Origin of the sequence: Saccharopolyspora sp. 6M, assembly GCF_020176775.1 — a bacterium.
GTDB classification, from domain to species: domain Bacteria; phylum Actinomycetota; class Actinomycetes; order Mycobacteriales; family Pseudonocardiaceae; genus Saccharopolyspora_C; species Saccharopolyspora_C gregorii.
Map to the genome: position 1 here is coordinate 34082 of NZ_JAIUJZ010000029.1, position 21135 is coordinate 55216.

The following is a 21135-nucleotide window of genomic DNA, read 5'->3' on the forward strand; positions in this document are numbered from 1 at the left end:
GCCCCTTCCGGCGGGACCGCACGTCCGAACCAGTTGAAAACGATCATCGATGTCGATCCGGTGGCGCACCGCGCGCCGGACCGGGAAAAGCAGGAGGCACCCCATGATCCGCTCTCGCCGCGAGCTGTTCCGGCTCGCCGGGATCGCGCTCGGCGCCGCCGGAACCGGTGCGGTGCTCGGGGGCTGCGCGAGCGGTGCCGCCGGGAGCGGCCCGGTCCCGGAGGACGCAGGCCGGGTGCCGCGCCGCGGGGGAGTGCTGCGCGCCGCGTTCGGCGGAGCCGGGGCCGCGGAGAGCCTCGACCCGTTCGCGGGCGGAGCACCGGTCGACCTGGTCCGCAGCGGCGCCGTCTACGACACGCTGTTCGTGCTGCACGACGGCACGGCCGAACCCGCGCTCGCCCTCGGGCTAGAGGTCGCCGCCGACGCGCGCTCGTTCACCCTCCGGCTGCGCGACGGGGTGCGCTGGCACGACGGATCGCCGTTCAGCGCCGCCGACGTGGTGCACAGCCTGCGGTACATGACCTCGCCGGACCGGCCGTACCCGAGCGAGCTCGGCACCTACTTCGACGTCGCCGGGGCGGAAGTGCTGGACCGGCTCGCGGTGCGGGTGCCGACCTCGACGCCGATCGGCGACCCGGCGCTGCTGCTGGCCGCGTTCCCCGCGAAGATCGTGCGCGCCGGGGCGTCCTTCGACGAGGCCGTCGGCACCGGCCCGTTCCGCGTCGCCGAGTTCGAACCCGGCAGGCAGACCCGCCTCGTCCGCTTCGACGACCACTGGGACGGACCCGCGCCCGTCGACGAACTGGTGCTGCTGAGCCTGCCGGACCAGCAGGCGAAGGTGAACGCGGTCGCCGCCGGGCAGGCCGACTACGCGGGCGACATCCCGTTCGTGCAGGCCCGCGCCGGGGCGCCGAGCGCCGAGCTGGAGATCCGCACCGCCGGGCCGCGGCAGCGCACCGGCTACGCGTTCGTGCTCAACGCGACGAAGGCGCCGTTCGACGACCCCCGGGTGCGCGAAGCGGTCCGCCTCGGCGTCGACCGGCAGGCGCTGGTGGACACCGCGCTGCTCGGCTTCGGCGTGCCCGGCAACGACCTGTTCGGCGCGGGCAGCGCGCACTTCGACGACCGGCCGCCGCTGCCGCGGGACGTGCGGCGGGCGCGCGAGCTGGTGCGGGAAGCAGGCGTGGCGGGCGCGCGGGTCGTGGCCCGCTCCGCCGAGTACGAGAACGGCTACAACGCCGCCACCCAGCTGTTCGTCGAGCAGCTGCGGGAGATCGGCCTCGACGCGCAGGCCCAGCTGGTCGGGCTCGCCGAGTTCTTCGAGAGCTCGGCCATCGCCGAAGCCGACTCGGTGACCTTCGCGCTCGGCACCTACCCGCTGGCCGTGGCCTACGGGCGCCTCGCCGGGATCCCGTCGCTGTCGCTGCCCGACCCGGAGCTCGCGGCGGCGCTGGAGCGCGCGATGGCGAGCACCGCCGAGCAGGACCGCGCCCGCGCCTGGCAGGACGTGCAGGACGTGATGTTCGACCGCGGCAACACCGTGGTGTGGGGGCTGGCCGACGTGCTCGGGATGGCCCGGCGGGAGGTCGCCGGCCTGGAGATCCGGGACCAGGCCAAGTACCCGTACTTCGGGAAAGCGGGGCTGGCCTGATGGGCGGAACCGACCTGGTGGGCAGGCCGGGGCCGATGAGCGGATCCGGCCTCCTCGGCAGGACCGGCCCGGTGGGCCGCGAACTCGGCGCGGGCTGGCGAGCGCTGCCGCGCCGCCTCGCGATCAGCGCGCTGCTGCTGGTGCTGCTGTCGTTCGCCGTGTTCGTCGGCGTGGACCTGCTGCCCGGTGATCCGGTCACCGCGCGGCTGGGTGCCACCTCCGGTCCGGAACGGATCGCGCAGGTGCGCGCGCACCTCGGGCTGGACCGGCCGGTGCCGGCGCGCTACGGCGACTGGCTCGCCGGGCTGGTCCGCGGCGACCTCGGGACGTCGGCGACCGGGCGGCCGGTCGGCGAACTCCTGGCCGACCGGGTGGGGAACTCGGTGCTGCTGGCCGGGCTGGCCTGGGTGCTGCTGGTGCCGTGCTCGCTGCTGCTGGGCGTGCTCGCCGCGTGGCGCCGCGGGCGCGCCGCGGACCGGGCGATCTCCACGGGTGCGCTGCTGCTGGTGTCGGTGCCGGAATTCGCGGTGACCGGCGGGCTCGTCGTGCTGTTCGCGGTGACGCTGCGCTGGCTGCCCGCCGTATCGCTGGTGCCCGCGGGGACGAATCCGCTGCTGCGGCCCGAGATGCTGGTGCTGCCGGTGCTCGGCCTGCTGCTGGCCGGATTGGCGTACGCGACGCGGGTGATCCGCGGTGCCGCGGTGTCCGCAGTGGACTCACCGCAGGTGGAGTTCCTGCGGTTGAGCGGAGTTCGCGGCTCGGTCGTGCTGCGCCGCGCGGTGGTGCCCGCGGTGCTGCCGGTGGCGGTGCAGGTGTGGCTGATCACCGCCGTCGCGTCCGTCGGCGGTGCGGTGCTGGTGGAGAACATCGTCGGCTACCCGGGGATCGGGCAGCTGCTGGTCTCCTCGGTGCAGACCGGGGACCTGCCGGTGGTGCAGGCGCTGGTGCTGCTGCTGGGCGCGGCGATGCTGCTGGCCCTGGTGCTGGCCGACCTCGCCGTGGTGCTGCTGACACCGCGGCTGCGGACGGGGGCGGTGCGGTGATGCGCGCGCTCTCGATCCGGCTGGGCTGGGTGCTGTTCGCCGCGGTGCTGCTGCTGGTGCTGCTCGGCCCGGAACTCGCCCCGCACTCGCCGAGCAGGCCGGTCGGGCCGCCGTTCGCCGCGCCCGGCGCGGTCGGGCTGCTCGGCACCGACCACCTGGGGCGCGACGTGCTGTCCCGGATGTTGCACGGCGGCAGGCCGCTGCTGCTGACCAGCGCGCTCGCCGCGCTGGGCGGGTCCGCGGTGGGTGCGCTGGCCGGGCTGTTCGCCTCGCTCGTCGCCGGCTCGCGGCGCTGGGCGGCGGCGCTGGTGCTGCGACCGCTGGACGTGCTGGCTGCGGTGCCGCCGATCCTGGTGCTGCTGCTGGTGCTCACCGCGCTGCCCGATCGCACCGGGCTGGTGCTGGCGGTGGTGCTCACCGGCGCCCCGCTGACCGCGCGGGTGGCGCGCGCCGCCGCCGATCAGGTGCTCGGGCGCGGTCACCTGGAGGCCGCGATCGCCCGCGGTGAGGGCTGGGGCTGGCTGCTCGGCCGCGAAGTGCTGCCGCTGGTCGCCGGTCCGCTGCTGGCCGACGCGGTGCTGCGCTTCGTCTCCGCCGTGTACCTGGCCGCCGCGGCCGGGTTCCTCGGGCTGAGCGGGACCGATTCGGACTGGGGACTGCTGATCGTGGAGGCGCTGCCCGGGGTGTCGTTGCAGCCGTGGGCGCTGCTGGCGCCGGTGCTGGGCATCGGGTTGCTGGCGGTCGGCACCCACTTCATCGCCGACGGCGCGGGGCGCCGGGCCAGGAGCGTGATCGCGTGATCGCCGAACTGCGCGGGTTGTGGGTCTCCGCGGGCGGGGCCCCGGTGCTCCGCGGCGTCGATCTGTCCATCATGGACGGTGAGGCCGTCGGGCTGGTCGGGGCCTCCGGTTCCGGGAAGACCACGATGGCGCTCGCGCTGCTGGGCGCGCTGCGGCCCGGACTGCGCCACGACGGTGGCCGCAGCCTCGTCGCCGGGAGGGACGTGCTGCCCGCGCCGGGGCCGGGGGTGCGCGGCGGGCTCGTCGGTTACGTCGGGCAGGACCCGGGTGCCGCGCTGAACCCGTACGCGACGGTCCGCTCCACCCTGCTGACCATCACCGGCCCGGTGCCGCGGCGGCGCCGCGCCGAGCAGTTCGCCGGACTGCTGGACCGGGTCGGCCTGGACGCCGCGCTCGCCGAGCGCTACCCGCACCAGCTCTCCGGCGGCCAGCAGCAGCGGGTCGTGCTGGCGGCCGCCCTCGCGCGGCGCCCGCGCCTGCTGGTGCTGGACGAACCGACCACGGCGCTGGACGTGCTGGCGCGCCGCGAGGTGGCCGCCGAGATCGCGCGCTCCCGGGACGACGGGGTGGCGCTGCTGTGGATCAGCCACGACGTCGCGGCGCTGCGGTCCCAGGTGGACCGGGTCGTGGCGGTCGAGGACGGCGCGGTGGTCCCGGCCCGGGCGGACGCCCGGCCCGGCGGGACCGGTGCGGTGCCGGCTCGGCCCCGTCGCACCCCGGACCGGGCCGGAGGCGAACCACCGCTCCACCCGGCGCCGGCGTCCGCGGGCGCCGACCTGCTGCGGGTGCGCGGGCTCGCCGCGCACCACGGGTCGCGCGAGGTCTTCGCCGGCGTCGACCTGGACGTGCGCGAATCCGACTGCGTCGCGGTGCTGGGCGTCTCGGGCGCGGGCAAGAGCACCCTGGCCCGCCGGATCGTCGGCCTGCACCCCGCCGGGGCCGGTGAACTGCTCCTGCGCGGCGCACCGCTGCACCCGGACGTGCGGCGACGTGACCGGCGGGGCCGCGCCGGGATCGCCCTGGTGGCGCAGCACCCGGCCGACGCGCTGCACCCGCGCCAGGACGTGCGCACCGCGCTGGACCGGCCGCTGCGGCTGCTGCGCTCGATGCGGGATGCGGGCGAACGCGCGGCGGAGGTCCGGCGGCTCCTGGACGCGGTCCGGTTGCCCGCCGACCTGGCCGACCGGCTCCCCGGCGAGCTCTCCGGCGGCCAGCGCCAGCGGGTCGCGCTGGCCCGCGCCCTGGCGGGCCGCCCGGAGGTGCTGGTCTGCGACGAGGTGACCTCCGCGCTCGACGCGGACACCCGCGACGAGGTGCTCGACCTGCTGGACGAGCTGCGCGAGCGGCTGCGGCTCGGCGTCGTGCTCATCACCCACGACCCGGAGATCGCGGCGCGCCGGTCGGGCCGGGTGCTCGTGCTCGCCGCCGGGGGCACGGCCGCGGCCGGGCCCACCGCCGAACTGCTGGCGCCGGATCCGGAGGCCGCCGCGCTGCGGCTGCTGGACCGGCGGCCGGCACGCCGTCCGCGCGACGCCGATCCGAGCGAACCGGCCGCGGTCGGTTCCGGCTCGGCTGAACCCGGCCGGTCCGATGCGGGTCCGGCCGACGCCGACGCCGACCAGTCCTGCACCGACCAGTCCTGCACCGATCCGGCCGATGCCGGTCCGGCCGACCCGGGCCTGGCCAGCGCCGACCCGGTCGACGTCGACCCGGCCGACCTGGACCTGGCGAGCGCGGACCCGACCGAACCGCTGCCGACGAGCTCCGACCCGACCGCCCCAGCCCAGACCGACCCAGCCCAGACCGCCCCCGTGCCCGGCGAGGAGTGCCGCACCCATGAACGCTGACGAGATCATTTTCGAGCTCCAGGACCTGGGCGTCCGGTTGTGGAGCGAGGACGGGCAGATCCGGTTCCGCGCCCCGAAGGGCGCGCTCACCCAGCAGCACCGCGACGCCCTGCGCGCGCAAAAGGACGAGGTGCTCGCGCTGCTGGACCGCGAGCAGGACGCCGGCCAGGTGCGCGCCGACCCGGACGCCCGCGGCGAACCGTTCCCGCTCACCGACGTGCAGACCGCGTACCTGCTGGGCAGGCGCGATTCCTTCGGCTACGGCGGCGTCGCCTGCCACGGGTACCTGGAGGTCGGCTACCCGAGCCTGGAGCCGGACGCGGTGGTCGCCGCGTGGAACCTGCTGATCGGGCGGCACGACATGCTGCGCGCCACCGTGTCGGCCGACGGCTACCAGCAGGTGCTGCCGGAGGTGCCGCGCTGCGAGGTGGCCTGCACCGACCTGCGCGGTGCCGGGCCGGACGCGGTCGCCGCGCACCTGGCCGCGGTCCGGGAGGAACTGGGGCACCGGCGCTACGACACCGCGGTGTGGCCCCTGTTCGAGCTGCGGCTGACCCGCACCGACGACGGCGACCTGCTGCACTTCTCGCTGGACTCGCTCATCGCGGACTGGGGCAGCGCCGGGGTGCTGCTGGACGAGCTGGACCTGGTGCTGGCGGGCCGCGCGGCCGAGCTGCCCGAGCTGGAGATCACCTTCCGGGACTACCTGCTCGCCGAGCGCGGGCTGCGCGACACGGCCCGGTACCGCCGCGACCGCGAGTACTGGAAGTCCAAGGTGGACGATCTGCCGCCCGCGCCGGAACTGCCGATGCGCACCGGCAGCGGCACCGGTGAGGTCCGCTTCGACCGGCACCGGTTCCGGCTGTCCGAACAGGACTGGAACGAGTTGCGCGCCCAGGCGGGGGCGCGCGGGATCACCGCCGCCAACGCGGTGCTCGCGGCCTACGCCTCGGTGCTGGACCGCTGGAGCGCGCGCCGCCGCTTCACCCTCAACCTCACCCTGCTGAACCGGCTGCCGCTGCACCCGCAGGTGGATCGGCTCGTCGGCGACTTCACCTCGGTGAGCCTGCTGGACGTGGACGGGATGGCCGGGACCTCGCTGGGGGAGCGCGCCGCGCGGCGCGGCGCGCGGCTGTTCACCGACCTGGACCACCGGTTGCACTCCGGCGTGGAGGTGATCCGCGACCTGGCCCGCGCCCGCGGCCAGGAGGCGGCGCTGATGCCGGTGGTGTTCACCAGCGCGCTCGGTCTCGGGCCCAGCGGTGGGTCCGGTGCGGGTCGCGTGCTCGGCGAGGGCATCACCCAGACCCCGCAGGTCTTCCTGGACTGCCAGGTCAACGACGGGTCCGGGGAACTGGTGGTGGACTGGGACGTTCGCCGCGGCATCTTCCCCGACGGGCTCGTCGCGGACATGTTCGCCGCGTTCGAGGAACTGCTGCGCTCGCTGGCCGCGGACGCGGCCGCGTGGGAGCTGCCGGAACCGGTGGGCCTGCCGGAGTGGCAGCGGGCCGAGCGCGCCCGCGCCAACGACACCGCCGGGCCGGTCCCGGACGGTCTGCTGCAGGACGGGGTCCTGGCGCGCGCCGCCCGCGCGCCGGACGCGATCGCGGTGCGCCACCCGGGCGGTGCGCTGCGCTACGGCGAGCTCGCCGGGCTCGCGGCCGAGGTGGCGCGGCGGCTCGACGGGATCGAACCGGGGGAGCGCGTCGCCGTGCTGGTCGACCGCGGTCCCGAGCAGGTCGTGGGCGTGCTGGGCGTGCTGCTGGCCGGCGGCTGCTACCTGCCGATCGACGCGAACCAGCCGCGGGTGCGCCGGGACCGGGTGCTCGCCGACGCCGGGGTGCGCCGGGTGCTCGTGCAGTCCCGCACCACCGACCTGCCGGACGAGCTGGTGGTGACCGAGCTGGACCGGCTCGAACCCGCCGCGACCGCGCCGCCGCGGCCCGCGACCGCGCCGGACGACCCGGCCTACGTCATCTACACGTCCGGTTCGACCGGGGCGCCGAAGGGCGTGGTGATCAGCCACCGCGCCGCGCGCAACACCGTGGACGACGTCACCGAGCGGTTCGGCGTCACCGAGCGGGACCGGGTGCTGGGCCTGGCCCGGCTCGGCTTCGACCTGTCCGTCTACGACGTGTTCGGGGTGCTCGCCGCCGGAGGCGAGCTGGTGCTGCCCGACCCGGAGCGCGGCGCGGACCCCTCGCACTGGGCGGAACTGGTGGCCGAGCACGGCGTGACGCTGTGGAACTCGGTGCCCGCCCAGCTGCAGATGCTGGTGAACTACCTGGATTCCGAGCCCGCGGTGCTGCCGGGCCTGCGGCTGGGCCTGCTGTCCGGCGACTGGATCCCGGTGACGCTGCCCGATCAGCTGGCCCGGTTCGCCCCGGCCGCCGAGCTGGTCTCGCTGGGCGGCGCGACCGAGGCGTCGATCTGGTCGATCCACCACCCGATCGACCGGGTGGACCCGTCGTGGACGAGCATCCCGTACGGAACACCGTTGCGGAACCAGGGTTTCCGGGTGCTCGACGCGGACTGGCGGGACTGTCCGGTGTGGACTCCCGGCGAGCTGTGCATCACCGGCGCGGGACTCGCGCTCGGGTACCTCGGGGACGCGGAGCTGACCGCGGACCGGTTCGTCGCGCACCCCGCCGACGGGCAGCGGCTCTACCGCACCGGCGACCTCGGCCGCTACCTGCCCGGCGGGGAGATCGAGTTCCTCGGCAGGCGCGACGACCAGGTGAAGATCCGCGGCCACCGCATCGAACTCGGCGAGGTGGAGGCCGCGCTGCTGGCCCACCCGGAGGTCGGTGCGGCGGCCGCCGTCGTCGCCGGTGAGGGCGGGGAGCGGGCGCTGCTCGGCTTCACCGAACCCGCCCGCGTCGCCGAGCCGGACCGCGACGAGCGCGGCCGGGAACGGCTGCGCACCGCCGCGGCGAAGTTCGCCGACCGCCAGGTCGCGGGGCTCACCGCCGAGGACGTCGAGCGTTACCTGCACGACCTGCACCGCGCGGCGCGGCTGTCCATGCTGCACGCGCTGCGCGCCCGCGGCGCCTTCGCCGCCCCGCGCGACGAGGACGCGGTGGTCGACGCCGCCCAGCCGCACGAGCGGCACCGCTGGCTGGTGCGCCGCTGGCTGCGCTGCCTCCTCGACGGCGGCGAGGTCGCCGAGCGGGACGGGCTGCTGCGGATCGCCGCGGACGTCTCCGGCGAGGACGTGGAACGCGCCTGGCAGCAGGTGGAACGGCACTGCGAGCGCGGTCTGTGCACCCCGGACTTCGTGCGCTACCAGCGCGACCACGTCGGCCGCCTGCACGCGCTGCTCGACGACGAGCAGAACCCGTTCGAGCTGCTGTTCCCGCAGGGCCGCGACGAACCGGCGCGGGCGGTGTACCGCGACGACCCGGCGATGCGCTACGCCAACCACGGCGCCGCCGCCGTGCTGCACCGCATCGCCGCCGGGCACGACGGACCGGAACCGCTGCGCGTGCTGGAACTCGGCGCGGGCACCGGCGCGACCACCTCGGCGGTGCTGCCGCTGCTCGACGGGTTCGAGGTGGATTACCTGTTCACCGACGTCACCCCGTTCTTCCTGCCCGCCGCGCAGGAGGAGTTCGCCGGAGTGCCCGGGCTGCGGTTCGGCCTGCTCGACGTGGACGGCGACCTGCGGGCGCAGGGCGCGACGCCGAACTCCGCGGACGTGGTGCTGTGCGCCGGGATGCTCAACAGCGCCCAGGACGTGGCCGCCGCGCTGCGCACCGCCGTGGAACTGCTCGCCCCCGGCGGCTGGCTGGTGTTCACCGAACCGACCGGCGAGCACCCGCAGATCCTGCTCACCCAGGGCTTCATGATGGATCCGGCGGACGGCGACCGGGAACGCGGCGCGAGCACCCTGCTGGACCGGGACCGCTGGCGCGCGCTGCTCGCCGAGGCCGGTGCCGAAGAAGTGCTGTGCCTGCCCGGTGACGAACACCCGATGGCCGCGCAGGGGATGCACCTGTTCGCCGCGCGGGTCGGGGCCGACCGCGCGGCCCCGCACCCGGCGGCGCTGGAGCGGTTCCTGCGGGAGCGGCTGCCCGCGCACATGGTGCCCGCGCATCTGCAGCTGGTGGACGCGCTGCCGGTCACCCGCAACGGGAAGATCGACCGGGCGGCGCTGGCCGGATGGCGGCCCGCCGAACCCGTCGGCACCGCGGTCGAGTCCGATGTGGACGGCGGGGACGAGCTGGCGGCGCGGCTGTGCGCGCTGTGGGCCTCCGCGCTCGGCGTGCAGCGGATCGGGCCGGACGAGAACTTCTACCACCGCGGCGCGGATTCGCTGATCCTGGCGCGCGTCGCGGGCCGGCTGCGCGAGGAGGTCCCGGAGGCCGCGGACTTCGCCTACGACACGCTGCTGCGCCAGATGCTCAACGAGCCCACCGTGACCGCGCTGCTCGCCGCCTTGCGAGCCGGGCGGGAACCCGAGGTGGCGCCGGTGCGCGCGGCACGGGGCGGCTCGCTGCTGGTGCCGTTCGGGTCGCAGGACGTCGACGGGCCGGTGCGGGTGCTGTTCCACGCGGCGCTCGGCACGATGGACTACTTCCAGCACCTGGGCGCCGCGCTCGCCGAGCAGCGGCTCGGCCCCGTGGTGGGGCTCGCGGTCGCCGATTGGGACGCGTACTGCGCGATCCCCGCCGAGGACCTGATCCCCCGCGTCGCCGACGACTACGCGCGGCGGCTCGTCGACGAGGGCCACACCCGGTTCCAGCTCGTCGGCTACTGCCTCGGCGGGCTGCTGGCCACCGAGGTGGCGCGGCGGCTGGCCGAACGGGGCCTGGAGGTCGTGGACCTGACGCTGGTCGACAGCATCCCGATGTTCATCGAGACCGACGAGGAACTCGCCTTCGAATCGATCTTCGTGCCGAACCTGGGGCTGGACCCGGTCGCCTCCGTCTTCGGGCCCGAAGTGGACGCCGCGGACGTGCACCGCGCCGTGCAGACGCTGATGGAGCAGTGCTCCGGCAAGGTCCCGGCCGGGGCGATCGCCGCGCTGCGCGACGACCCGGGGCTCACCGCGGTCGCCGAGGCGGCCACCCGCCGGGCCCGGATCGACCAGCGGGACCGGCTCGCCGAGTACGCCCGCGCCGCCGCCGAGAACGCCGGCGTCCCGGTCGAGCCGGAGATGGTGCCGACCCTGTTCCGGGTGTGCAGGCACAGCATGATCGCCGCTCGCTTCGACCCGGAGCCCTACGCCGGCGACATGCGGTTCCTGCGGGCCGACCAGCAGCAGACCTTCGGCCTCACCGCCGGGGTAGGGCACTTCGCCGCGCCGTTCTGGGAACGCACCTGCCTCGGCGGGTTCGCGGTCTCCGACGTGCCCGGCGACCACTTCAGCGTCATCGAACCCCCACAAGTGCAGATCGTCGCGGACCGGTTGGCCGAACCGCTGCGCGCGGACGTCGAGGAGCAGGGAGCGCACGCATGACAACAGCCGCTGGAGGAGCGGAGCAGGGCAGCTCGGCGCTCGCCGAGCTGCGGCGCCCGATCGCGCCGATGACGCGGCTCGGGGTGCTGCTCGGCGGGATCGGGGCGTTGACCACGCTCGCCCCGTTCGTCGGGATCGCCGAGCTGGGGCGCACGTTGCTGGCGCCGGGGCCGCTGGACGCCACCCGGGTGGCCTGGACCGCGGTGGTCATCGCGGTCGGCACGGTGCTCGGCTGGAGCTGCACCGGCGCGGCGCTGTGGATCACGCACCTGGCCGACGGCCGGATGCAGGCCGAGCTGCGCCGCAGGCTGGTCCGCAAGCTCGGCGAGGTCGGGCTCGGCTGGTACTCGGAGACCAACTCGGGCCGGGTGCGCAAGGCCGCGCAGGACGACGTCGACGACCTGCACCACCTGATCGCGCACCACGACGTGGAGCTGGCCGGGGCGGTGGTGCTGCCGCTCGGCGGGTTGGCCTACCTGCTGTGGGTGGACTGGCGGCTGGCGCTGCTGGCGCTGGCGACGTTGCCGATCTACTTCGTGGCCTACGGGTTCATGATGCGCGGGTTCGCCGACAAGATGCGCGAGATGGACTCCGGGTTCGCCCGCGTCAGCGCCGCCATCGCGGAGTTCGTGCACGGCATCGCCGTGGTGAAGTCGTTCGGGCAGACCGGCCGGGCGCACGCCGGTTACCGGCGCGCCGTCGACGAGTTCGGCGAGCGCTACGCCGGGTGGGTCCGCCCGGTGCTGCGGCTGGAGGCGCTGACCTCGATGGCCCTGTCGGTGCCGGTGATCGCGCTGGTCGGCGTGGCGGGCGGCACCTGGTTCGTGCAGCGCGGCTGGGTGACGCCGATCGACGTGCTCGCCGAGGTGCTGGTGGCCGTGGTGCTGCCCTCGACGCTGCTCACCCTCAACCAGGGCTTCACCGCGCAGCGCAAGGCCGTCGCCGCCGCCGAACGGCTGTCCGGACTGCTGTCCGCCCCGGCGCTGCCGGTGGCCGCGGAACCGCGCAGCCCGCAGGGCAACCTCGTCGAGTTCGACGCGGTGGAGTTCGGCTACGCCGCGGACGAACCGGTGCTGCGCGGCGTGGACCTCACCTGCCGCCCCGGCACGGTCACCGCGCTCGTCGGCCCGTCGGGCGCGGGCAAGTCCACGCTGGCGAAGCTGCTGCCGCGGTTCTACGACGTCACCGGTGGGGCGATCCGGCTCGGCGGTGTCGACGTCCGCGAGATCGCGCCCGCCGAGCTGTACCGGCACGTCGGGTTCGTGCTGCAGGACGTGCAGCTGCTGCACGGCACCGTGGCCGACAACCTGCGGCTGGGCAGGCCCGCCGCGACCGAGCGGGAACTGGTCGCCGCCGCCGAAGCCGCCCGCATCCACGAACGCATCACCCGGCTGCCCCGCGGCTACGAGTCGGTGATCGGCGAGGACGCGGTGCTCTCCGGCGGGGAGGCGCAGCGCGTCTCCATCGCCCGCGCGCTGCTCGCCGACACCCCGGTGCTGGTGCTGGACGAGGCCACCGCCTACGCCGACCCGGAATCCGAAGCCGAGATCCAGGAGGCGCTGTCCGCCGTCGCGCGCGGCCGCACCGTCCTGGTGATCGCGCACCGCCTGTCCACCATCACCGACGTCGACCGGATCGTCGTCGTCGAACGCGGCCGCGTCGCCGAGCAGGGCACGCACGCGGAACTGCTCGCCGCGGACGGCCGCTACGCGCGCATGTGGGCCGAGCACGAGTCGACCACCGACAGCACCGCCGGGGCGCCCGACGGGGGAGGAGCAGCACGATGATCAGGCACCTGGCGACGATCCTGGGGCCGCAGCACCGCGGTGCGCTGCGCTCCTACCTGGCCTGGCTGGTCGGGTACGCGGTGCTGGAAGGGCTGGCGATGGCCTTCCTGGTGCCGGTGCTGGGCGCCGTGCTCAGCGGCGACACCGGTGCCGCCTGGCGCTGGCTGGGCGCACTGGCGATCGCCGTGCTGGCGACCTGCGTCGCCCGCTACCAGCAGGCGATGCAGGGATTCCGGCTGGCGCTGGTCACCCTCGGGACCCTGCACCGCCGCCTCGGCGACCACGTGGCCTCGCTGCCGCTGGGCTGGTTCAGCTCGGAGAAGGTCGGCAGGCTCTCCCGCAGCGCCACCGGCGGCACCTTCATGGTCACCAACGTGTTCGCGCACCTGCTCACCCCGGTGGTGAGCGGTGTCGTCACGCCCGCGACGGTGGCGGTGGCGATGCTGGTGCTCGACTGGCGCCTCGGCCTGGTGATGGTGCTGGCCGCGCCGCTGCTGTACCTGACGCACCGCTGGTCCGCGCACTGGATCGGGCGGTCCGAGCAGCAGCGCGACGCCGCCGACGCGCTCGCCGGGAACCGCGTGGTGGAGTTCGCCCGCAACCAGCAGACGCTGCGCGCGTTCGGCCGCGGCGCCGAGGGCTACGCGCCGCTGGAGGAGGCCATCGACGGCCGCGGGCGCGCCGCGGGCCGGATGCTCACCGAGACGATGCCGCGGCTGCTGGCCTCCGGGCTCGCCGTGCAGCTGTCCTTCGCCGCGCTGGTCGCGGTCGGGGTGGCGCTGGTGCTGGGGTCCGCGATCGAGCCGGTGACGCTGGTGGCGCTGCTGGCGCTGGCCGCGCGGTTCGTCGGCCCGCTCACCGAGGTCGCCGGGCTCAGCGGCATGGTGCGGATGGCCGGCAACGACCTGCGACGGCTCGCGGAGATCTTCGACGAGGAGCCGCTGGCCGAACCGGCCGCGGCCGCCGAGGTCACCCGCCCCGGCGAGATCGAGTTCGACGCGGTCCGCTTCGGCTACGACCCGGCGAACCCGGTGCTGCGGGACGTGTCGCTGCGGGTGCCCCCGCGCACCATGACCGCGGTCGTCGGGGCCTCGGGCTCCGGCAAGACCACCATCACCCGGCTGATCATGCGGTTCTTCGACGTGGATTCCGGGGTGGTGCGCGTCGGCGGCGCGGACGTGCGCGAACTGGGCACGGCCGGGCTCGCCGAGCAGGTGTCGCTGGTGATGCAGGACGTGTACCTGTTCGACGACACGCTGGAAGCGAACATCCGCATCGGCCGGCCCGCCGCCACCGACGAGGAGCTGCGCGAGGCGGCGCGGCTGGCGGGCGTGCACGAGATCGTCGAACGGCTCCCGCAGGGCTGGGCCACCCCGGTCGGCGAGGGTGGCGCCTCGCTCTCCGGCGGGGAGCGGCAGCGGGTGTCGGTGGCGCGGGCCGTGCTCAAGGGCGCGCCGATCGTGCTGCTGGACGAGGCGACCGCCGCCCTGGACCCGGAGAACGAGCGCTACGTGCAGGACGCGCTGCGCAGCCTGATGCGCACCTCCACGCTGGTGGTGATCGCGCACAAGTTGCCGACCGTGGTCGCCGCGGACCAGATCCTGGTGCTCGACGACGGCCGCATCGCCGAACGCGGCACGCACGAGGAGCTGCTGGCCGCGGACGGCCGGTACGCGGAGTTCTGGAACCGGCGCACCCGCAGCCGCGGCTGGCGCCTGGTGTCCGCGGAGCAGGACCGGTGACCGCTGTCGTCGGAGTCGTCGGCGGGCGCGGGGACGTCGGTTCGCACGCGGTGCGGGCGTTGCGCGGACGCGGGTGCGCGGTGCGGATCGGCGGGCGCAGCGCGCCTTCCGGGCCGGAGGAGCGGGTGGTGGACTTCCGTTCCAAGTCTACTGTGGACGATTTCTGCGCCGGGCTGGACGTGCTGCTCAACTGCGCGGGGCCGTCGCGGGAGATCGGCGACGCGCTCGCCGTCGCGGCGCACCGCGCGGGCGCGGACTACGTGGACGTGGCGGGGGACGAGGCGCTGCACGCGCTGCTGGACCCCGCCGGTCCCCGCGTCGCGGTCCTCTCGGCCGGGTTGCGGCCGGGCCTGACCGGGTTGTTCCCGCGCGCGGTCGCCGCCGAGCTCGACCGGGTGGACGCGCTCGAGGTCCACTTCGGACTGCTCGACCGGTTCACCGAGGTCGCCGCGGCGGACTACCTGCACGGCGTCGCCGACGGGCTCACCCGCCCGTCGGCGGGCTGGCGCGGCGGCGTGCGCCGCACCGGGGAGGCGCGGCGCACCGACGTCGAGCTGCCGCACTTCCCGGGCCGGGTCACCGTGCTCACCCAGCTCAGCACCGAGGACGAGCGCCTCGCCGCCGAGCTGGGCCTGGAGCGCGGCGACTGGCGCACCGTGCTGTGCGGCGAGCACGTGCCCGCCGTGTTCGACCGGGTGCGCGGGACGGACCGGGCCACCGCGATCGCCGACCTGCGCCGGGCGAGCCTGCTCGACCTGGCCGGGCGCTCCCGCTTCGTGACGATGACCGTCCGCGCGGACGGGGAACGCGGTGGTGCGCCCGAGTCCCGCACCGCCGTGCTGCACGGGGCGGGCAACGCCGAGCTCAGCGGGGAAGTGGCGGCCGCCGCCGTCGCCGCGGTGCTCGCCGGGACCGTCCCGGCCGGGCGGCACTACGCCGCGGACGTGCTCGACGCGCGCGCGGTGGTCGCCGAGCTGTCCGCCCGGGTGACCTGGCCCGCGGACGACGACGAGGAAGGTGTGCTGTGAACGTGCCCCTGGACGCGCTGCGGCGCGTCGAGCGGACCAGCCTGGCCGCGATGCTGCGGGTGCTGCGGGACGCGGTGGGTGCCCAGCCCGCGAGCGAAGCCCAGCCCGTCACCGAAGCCCAGCTCCGCCGCGCGCTGCGCGTCGCACCCCGCCACGAGTGGCTGCTGCGGCGCTGGCTCGTCGCGCTCAGCGAGGAAGGTCTGCTCACCGCCGAGCAGGACCGCTACCGGCTCGCCGAACCGTCCGGGATGGACGTCGACGGGCTCGCCGCCGACTACCGGGAACTCGGTTTCCCCGACGGCATGGCGCGGTTCCACCGCGCCGCGCTGGACCGGCTCCCGGAACTGCTGCGCGACGAGGTGCGCGCGCAGGACCTGCTGTTCGACGGGGACGACGTGCTGGACGCGCTCACTGCCTACCAGCGCAACGCGTTCACCGACCACCTCAACGAGACCTGCGCCGCGCTCGTGGTCGCCGCCGCCTCCCGGCGCGCCCCGCTGCGCGTGGTGGAGCTCGGCGCCGGAGGCGGCGGGACCACCGAGGCCGTGCTGCGCGCGGTGCGGGCGGCCGGGGCGCCGGTCGAGCACCGGTTCACCGACGTCTCCCGGCTGTTCGCGCCCGTCGCGCAGCGGCTCGGGCTGGCGGCGGAACTGCTCGACGTGGACGCCGACTTCGCCGCGCAGGGCTTCGCGGCGGGCAGCGCCGACCTGGTGCTGGCCGGCAACGTGCTGCACAACGCCCGCCACCTCGGCGAGACCCTGGCGCGCGTCCGCGCACTGCTGGCGCCCGGCGGGGAGCTCGTCTGCACCGAGTCGGTGCGGGACAACCGCGCGATGCTCACCTCCATGCAGTTCCTGCTGTCCGCGGAGGACGGCCGGGATCGGCACACCGACCGGCGCGCCGCGAGCGGCGAGGTGTTCCTGGACGACGCCGGGTGGCGTGCCGAACTGCGCGCCGCCGGGTTCGAGCTGCGGGCCGTGCACCCGGAACCCGGGTCGCCGTGGGCGGCCGCCGGGCAGCTGCTGTTCCACGCGGTGCGCCCCGGCGCGGCGGACGTCGCCGACGTGCTGGCCGAGCTCGGCGACCGCGTCGTGCTGGAGACCGGCACCGCGACCCGGACCGCCGCGCGGCTGCGGGCGGCGCTGGGCGGGGAACCGGAAGCGGACGAGCGGGTGCGCGGCCTCCTCGCCACGCTCGGCGCGGGCACCGGCCTCGCCGCCGCGCTCGGCCCGGAACCGGGACGCACCGGCGTGCTCACCGGCGACGGGGCGGCCGCGGTGTGGTCGGCGGGCGGAACCGCCGTGCTCGGCGACCCGGCGGCGACGCCCGCCCGGCTGCTGGCCTGGCTGGAGCGTTCCGAGGTGGAGACCGCCGTGCTGCCCGCCGAGCAGGCGCGGGCCCTCCCGGACCTGCCCGCCGCGCTGATGACGGACCTGTCCGCGCTGCGCCGGGTGGTGCTCACCGGCGCCGAGCTCACCGCGGCGGAGGCGGCCGCGTGGGCGGAGCTGGACGTGGAACCGCGCGGTGCCGTCGCGCCCCGACCGGCCGGAGATCTCGCCGCGGACGTGGCGGCCGCCGCCGACGCCGAGATCGCCGGGCTCGACCAGGACGCCGCCCTCGACGCGCTGCGGCTGGTGGACGCGGCGGCGCTGCGCTCCATGCTCGCCGCCCTGGTGCGCGCCGGATGGTCCGCCGCGGCAGGTGGAACCGACTCGGCGGAGCGGATCCTCGACGCCGCCGCGGTCGCCCCGGAGCACCGGGCGCTGGTGCGTCGCTGGCTGGTCGAACTGGCGCGGGAAGGGCTGCTGGTGCACCGCGACGGCGGCTACGCGCCCGTGCCGGAGCACGCGGAACTCCTGCGGATCGACGATCCGTGGCGGGAAGCGCGGGAGCGCTGGCTGGCCGCGTTCGGCGCCGCCGAGACCGTGGACTACGCGCGCGGCAGCGCCGAAGCGCTGCCCGAGCTGATCACCGGCCGGGCGCAGGCGGTGCTGCTGCTGTTCCCCGAAGGCCGCACCGACCTGGCCCGCGCGCTGTACCGGGAGAGCATCACCGCCCGCTACCAGCAGCGCGCCGTGGCCGCTCTCGTCGCCGAGTCCGTCCGGCGCGCGGCCCGACCGCTGCGGGTGCTGGAGGTCGGCGCGGGCACCGGCGCCACCACCGAGGTCGTGCTCGACGCGCTCGGCGGCGCCCGGGTGGACTACCTGTTCACCGACGTGTCCCGGTTCTTCCTCGACCAGGCGCGGCAGCGCTTCGGCGCCGCGGTGCGCTACGGGCTGTTCGACCTCGACGCCGAGCCGGACGCGCAGGACTTCGACGGAGGCCCCTTCGACCTCGTCCTCGGCGCGGGGGCGTTGAACGCGGCCACCGACACCGACGCCTCCGTGCGTCGGCTTCGCGGGCTGCTCGCCCCCGGCGGGCTGCTGGTGCTCACCGAACCGACCACCGAGGAGCACTGGGTGATGGCCTCGCAGGGCCTGCTCATGGCCGACGCGCACGACGACCGCGCCGGGTCCGGAGCCACGTTCCTGTCGCTGCCGCAGTGGCGCGCGGTGCTCGACCGCGCCGGGCTGCACCGCGAGCTGGAACTCCCGCCGCCCGGGCACGCGCTGGAACCCCTGGGGCACCGCGTGTTCGTCGCGCGCGCCTGAACCTCCCCGCTACGAAAGGAAGAACCCATGTGCGGCATCACCGGTTGGGTGGCGTTCGACGACGACCTGCGGGCCCACCGCGACATCGTGGAGGCCATGACCCGCACCCTCGCCGACCGCGGACCCGATGACGGCGACGTGTGGCTGGACCGCCCGGTCGCCCTCGGCCACCGCAGGCTCGCCGTCATCGACCTGCCCGGCGGCCGCCAGCCGATGCGGGTGGAGACCCCGAGCGGGCCGGTGGTGCTGGTGTACTCCGGCGAGACCTACGACTTCACCGAGCTGCGCGAGGAGCTGGCAGGCCGCGGCCACCGCTTCGCCACCGCCTCCGACACCGAGGTGGTGCTGCGCGGCTACCTGGAGTGGGGCGAGTCCGTCGCCGAACGGCTCAACGGCATGTACGCCTTCGCCATCTGGGACGGCAGGCACGAGCGGCTGGTGCTGGTGCGGGACCGGATGGGCGTGAAACCGCTGTACTACCACCGCACGCGCGACGGAGTGCTGTTCGGCTCCGAACCGAAGGCGGTGCTGGCGAACCCGGCGTTCCCGCGCCGCGTCGACACCGGCTGCCTCCGTGAGCTCGTCGGGTTCACCAAGGCCCCCGGCTGGTCGCTGTGGAAGGACCTGCACGAGGTCGAACCGGGCACGGTGCTCACCGTCGACCGGGACGGGATGCGGGAACGCACCTACTGGCGGCTGGAGACCGCGCCGCACACCGACGACGCGGAGACCACGATCGCCCGGGTCCGCGAGCTGCTCGGCGACGTGGTGCCCCGCCAGCTGGTGTCGGACGTGCCGCAGTGCGTGCTGCTGTCCGGCGGCCTCGACTCCAGCGCCATCACCGCGCTCGCCGCCCGGCACCTGGCCGGGCAGGGGCGGGCGGTGCGCTCCTACTCGGTGGACTTCGCGGGCTACGAGGAGAACTTCCGGCCCGACGAGTTCCGCGAGACCCCGGACTCGCCGTTCATCCGCGACGTCAGCGCGCACGTCGGCTCCCGGCACCGGGACGTGGTGCTGGACTCGAAGCTGCTCGGCACGCCCGAGCTGCGGCGGGCGGTGGTGGCGGCGCGGGACATGCCGATCGGGCTCGGCGACATCGACAGCTCGATGTACCTGCTGTTCCAGGCGATCCGCGAGGAATCGACCGTCGCGCTCTCCGGCGAGTTCGCCGACGAGCTGTTCGGCGGCTACGTCTGGTTCCACCACCCGGCCGCGCGCGACGCCGACACCTTCCCGTGGCTGGCGTTCCAGAACACCTACACCGCCGACCGCACCGGGCCGCTGCGGCCGGAACTGCGGCAGGCGCTGGACATCGGCGGCTACGTCGCCGACCAGTACGCGGACGCCGTCGCCCGCGTCGAGCACCTCGACCACGAGGACGCCGCCGAACGACGCATGCGCACCAGCAGCCACCTGCACATCACCCGCCTGGTGCGGGCGATGCTGGACCGCAAGGACCGGATGTCGATGGCCGTGGGCCTGGAGGTCCGCGTCCCGTTCGCCGATCACCGCCTCGTGGAGTACGTCTACAACGCGCCGTGGGCGCTGAAGACCCACGACGGCCGGGAGAAGGGCCTGCTGCGCGGCGCCGTCGCCGACCTGCTGCCGGAATCCGTGGTGCGGCGGGTGAAGAGCCCCTACCCGTCCACTCAGGACACCCGGTACGCGGAGGAGTTGCAGCGCCAGACCCGCGACGTGCTCGCCGAACCCGACCACGCCGTGTTCGAGGTCTTCGACCGGGACTGGCTGCGCGGCACCGCCGAACGCGATCCGGCCACCGTCACCGGGGAGGTCCGCACCGGGCTCGAACGCGCCCTCGACTTCTACCACTGGGCCGACCTGTACCGGCCCGAACTGGAACTCGCATGACCACGACCGAAAGCGGGGGAACCGCCATGACCGACCTCCTGGAACCGCTCGTGCTGGACGAGGACTTCGTGCAGCGCTCGCACGAGGTGACCGCGCGGCTGCGCGAGACGACGCCGGTGCGGTTCGTCGTGCTGCCCGGCGGTTTCCCGGTGTGGCTGGTCACCGGCCACGCCGAGGCCCGCGCCGCGATGACCGATCCGCGGCTGAGCAGCCACCACGTCTACGACCGGCTGGAACGGATGCGGCTGGCCGCGGCCGGTGCCGGGGAGGACGCGGAGAGCCTGTTCGCCCCGGAGCTCGCGCAGAACCTGCTCAACCTGGACCCGCCGGACCACACCCGGCTGCGCAAGCTCGTCTCCGCGGTGTTCACCACCCGCTCGGTCGCCCCGCTGCGCCCCCGCATCGAGGAGATCACCGACGAGCTACTGGACGCGATGGCCGCCGCGGGGGAGGCGGAACTGCTCGCCGACTACGCCTACCCGCTGCCGATCCGGGTGATCTGCGAGCTGCTCGGCATCCCGTTCGCCGACCGGGACCGGTTCACCGACTGGTCCCGCACCATGGTCGCCGCGACCACCCCGGCGGAGGTCGGGGCCGCGTCCAAGCTGATGGCCGGCTACCTCGGTGATCTGGTGGAGGCCAAGCGGGCTGACCCCGGCGAGGACCTGCTGTCGCGGCTGGTGCACGTGAGCGAGGACGGCGACCGGCTGTCCCGGGACGAGCTGATCTCCACCGCCGTCGTGCTGCTGACCGGCGGTTTCGAGACCACGGTGAACCTGATCAGCAGCGGGATGCTGGCGCTGCTGCGCCACCCGGACCAGCTGGCGCTGCTGCGCTCCCGGCCGGACCTGCTCGGCGGGGCGGTGGAGGAGTTCCTGCGGTACGAGACGCCGAACAACCTGTCCTCGCCGCGCTACGCCACCGAACCGGTCGAGCTGGGCGGGGTGGAGATCCCCGCCGGGCACTTCGTGATGGCCTCCTGGCTGTCGGCGAACCGCGAACCCCGCTTCGCCGACGCGGACCGGCTCGACATCACCCGCAAGCCGGGCGGGCACCTGGCCTTCGGCCACGGCATCCACTACTGCCTCGGGGCGCCGCTGGCCCGGCTGGAGGGCGAGATCGCCTTCGGCCGGTTGCTGGCGCGCTTCACCGACGTCGAGCTCGCCGTGCCGGAGGAGGAGCTGCGCTGGCGGTTCAGCACCGCCATGCACGGCCTGGAAACCCTGCCGCTGCGGCTGCGCTGACCCCGCTGGAGG

At 75.2% G+C, this 21135-nt stretch carries 11 protein-coding genes; all 11 read left to right on the top strand.

What is annotated here, in order from left to right; genetic code table 11:
• Positions 1 to 103: 103 nt before the first annotated feature.
• Genes LCD31_RS05225 through LCD31_RS05275 form a run of 11 tightly spaced genes read left to right on the top strand, consistent with a single transcriptional unit; the run spans position 104 to position 21123 of the window.
• The gene (locus LCD31_RS05225) at positions 104 to 1651 is read left to right on the top strand and encodes an ABC transporter substrate-binding protein (protein ID WP_224956311.1); all 1548 of its coding nucleotides are present in this window, start codon (positions 104 to 106) and stop codon (positions 1649 to 1651) included.
• Entirely contained in the window at positions 1651 to 2694 is a 1044-nt protein-coding gene (locus LCD31_RS05230) for an ABC transporter permease (protein ID WP_224956312.1), read from the top strand. Before LCD31_RS05225 ends, LCD31_RS05230 begins: the two co-directional genes overlap by 1 nt.
• Entirely contained in the window at positions 2694 to 3494 is an 801-nt protein-coding gene (locus LCD31_RS05235) for an ABC transporter permease (protein WP_224956313.1), read from the top strand. The genes LCD31_RS05230 and LCD31_RS05235 overlap by 1 nt, the downstream gene beginning before the upstream one ends.
• The gene (locus LCD31_RS05240; RefSeq protein WP_224956314.1) at positions 3491 to 5341 is read left to right on the top strand and encodes an ABC transporter ATP-binding protein; all 1851 of its coding nucleotides are present in this window, start codon (positions 3491 to 3493) and stop codon (positions 5339 to 5341) included. The genes LCD31_RS05235 and LCD31_RS05240 overlap by 4 nt, the downstream gene beginning before the upstream one ends.
• Positions 5331 to 10802 carry a non-ribosomal peptide synthetase gene (locus LCD31_RS05245; RefSeq protein ID WP_224956315.1) on the top strand — a complete coding sequence of 1824 codons (5472 nt, stop codon included), beginning with the start codon at positions 5331 to 5333 and terminating at the stop codon, positions 10800 to 10802. Before LCD31_RS05240 ends, LCD31_RS05245 begins: the two co-directional genes overlap by 11 nt.
• On the top strand, positions 10799 to 12589 hold the full coding sequence (locus LCD31_RS05250; protein WP_224956317.1) for an ABC transporter ATP-binding protein: 1791 nt from the start codon (positions 10799 to 10801) through the stop codon (positions 12587 to 12589). Before LCD31_RS05245 ends, LCD31_RS05250 begins: the two co-directional genes overlap by 4 nt.
• Positions 12586 to 14331: an ABC transporter ATP-binding protein gene (locus LCD31_RS05255; protein WP_224956318.1), complete on the top strand. Its 1746-nt coding sequence runs from the start codon at positions 12586 to 12588 to the stop codon at positions 14329 to 14331. The genes LCD31_RS05250 and LCD31_RS05255 overlap by 4 nt, the downstream gene beginning before the upstream one ends.
• Positions 14328 to 15359, top strand: coding sequence for an NAD-dependent epimerase/dehydratase family protein (locus tag LCD31_RS05260; protein WP_224956319.1), 1032 nt, complete (start codon positions 14328 to 14330; stop codon positions 15357 to 15359). The genes LCD31_RS05255 and LCD31_RS05260 overlap by 4 nt, the downstream gene beginning before the upstream one ends.
• Complete coding sequence (locus LCD31_RS05265) at positions 15356 to 18010, top strand: methyltransferase (RefSeq protein ID WP_224956320.1); 2655 nt, start codon at positions 15356 to 15358, stop codon at positions 18008 to 18010. Before LCD31_RS05260 ends, LCD31_RS05265 begins: the two co-directional genes overlap by 4 nt.
• Positions 18011 to 18037: 27 nt before the next feature.
• Complete coding sequence (gene asnB, locus LCD31_RS05270; RefSeq protein WP_224956321.1) at positions 18038 to 19879, top strand: asparagine synthase (glutamine-hydrolyzing); 1842 nt, start codon at positions 18038 to 18040, stop codon at positions 19877 to 19879.
• A 26-nt stretch (positions 19880 to 19905) separates the two neighbouring features.
• Entirely contained in the window at positions 19906 to 21123 is a 1218-nt protein-coding gene (locus LCD31_RS05275; protein ID WP_224956322.1) for a cytochrome P450, read from the top strand.
• Positions 21124 to 21135 lie beyond the last annotated feature (12 nt).

Coding starts and splice junctions, on each gene's coding strand:
- LCD31_RS05225 (WP_224956311.1), top strand. CDS start 104: ATGATCCGCTCTCGCCGCGAGCTGTTCCGGCTCGCCGGGATCGCGCTC.
- LCD31_RS05230 (WP_224956312.1), top strand. CDS start 1,651: ATGGGCGGAACCGACCTGGTGGGCAGGCCGGGGCCGATGAGCGGATCC.
- LCD31_RS05235 (WP_224956313.1), top strand. CDS start 2,694: ATGCGCGCGCTCTCGATCCGGCTGGGCTGGGTGCTGTTCGCCGCGGTG.
- LCD31_RS05245 (WP_224956315.1), top strand. CDS start 5,331: ATGAACGCTGACGAGATCATTTTCGAGCTCCAGGACCTGGGCGTCCGG.
- LCD31_RS05250 (WP_224956317.1), top strand. CDS start 10,799: ATGACAACAGCCGCTGGAGGAGCGGAGCAGGGCAGCTCGGCGCTCGCC.
- LCD31_RS05255 (WP_224956318.1), top strand. CDS start 12,586: ATGATCAGGCACCTGGCGACGATCCTGGGGCCGCAGCACCGCGGTGCG.
- asnB (WP_224956321.1), top strand. CDS start 18,038: ATGTGCGGCATCACCGGTTGGGTGGCGTTCGACGACGACCTGCGGGCC.
- LCD31_RS05275 (WP_224956322.1), top strand. CDS start 19,906: ATGACCGACCTCCTGGAACCGCTCGTGCTGGACGAGGACTTCGTGCAG.